General features: G+C 72.0%; 2 protein-coding genes. One reads left to right on the forward strand and one right to left on the reverse strand.

Features of this window, described 5'->3' with window-relative positions; genetic code table 11:
* Positions 1-233, forward strand: a 233-nt coding sequence (locus FV228_RS32205) for a hypothetical protein (RefSeq protein WP_147858013.1), incomplete at its 5' end; no start/stop codon positions are given.
* On the opposite strand, the gene FV228_RS33885 is transcribed toward FV228_RS32205, so the two are convergent.
* Positions 230-568, reverse strand: a 339-nt coding sequence (locus FV228_RS33885; RefSeq protein ID WP_210247841.1) for a hypothetical protein, incomplete at its 5' end; no start/stop codon positions are given. The genes FV228_RS32205 and FV228_RS33885 overlap by 4 nt on opposite strands.

The following is a 568-nucleotide window of genomic DNA, read 5'->3' on the forward strand; positions in this document are numbered from 1 at the left end:
CGCCTGCCCCGAAGCTGACCCGGCGCGAGGAACGGCGCCGGCGCCGCCAGCGGCGTCGCCGCGGCGAGGAGGTGCTGGCCTGGGTGCTGGTGCCGCTGATCTGCGTTGGGATCTATCTCGGCGTAAATGCCGGCTTCGACTTCTTCGGCACCTCGCCCGGTCAGGTCTGGGACCAGCTGATGCAGGTCAAGACCATGATGGAGAAGCGGTCCGCCAGCCCGGCCGCGCATTAGCGCATCCTGCCGGGCAACAGGGTCACGGCGCTGCGCGGTCTCGGCTTCACGTCGTCGGTTTCCCGAAAGCCGGCGCCGCCCTGTCCGGGATGATGCCCGGGGTTCCCGCCCGGCATCGCCGTCGCCGGCCGCAGGCTCGCGTCTTCCGGGAAGATGCCGCAGAGCTGCCGCGCTTGCCGGTCCGCGAGGGCGTTACAGGTATCCGGCATGAAGCCGGACTGATCCGGCTCAGAATGGCCCCCCAGCGGTGACGCCGTGAGTCCGACGCGACGAACGATCCTGGCTGCCGCCGTGCTGGCGGCCCCGTCCGTGCGCGCCGCGGCGCGGGGCGGCAC

The sequence above is a fragment of the Methylobacterium sp. WL18 genome (assembly GCF_008040015.1).
Lineage (GTDB): Bacteria > Pseudomonadota > Alphaproteobacteria > Rhizobiales > Beijerinckiaceae > Methylobacterium > Methylobacterium mesophilicum.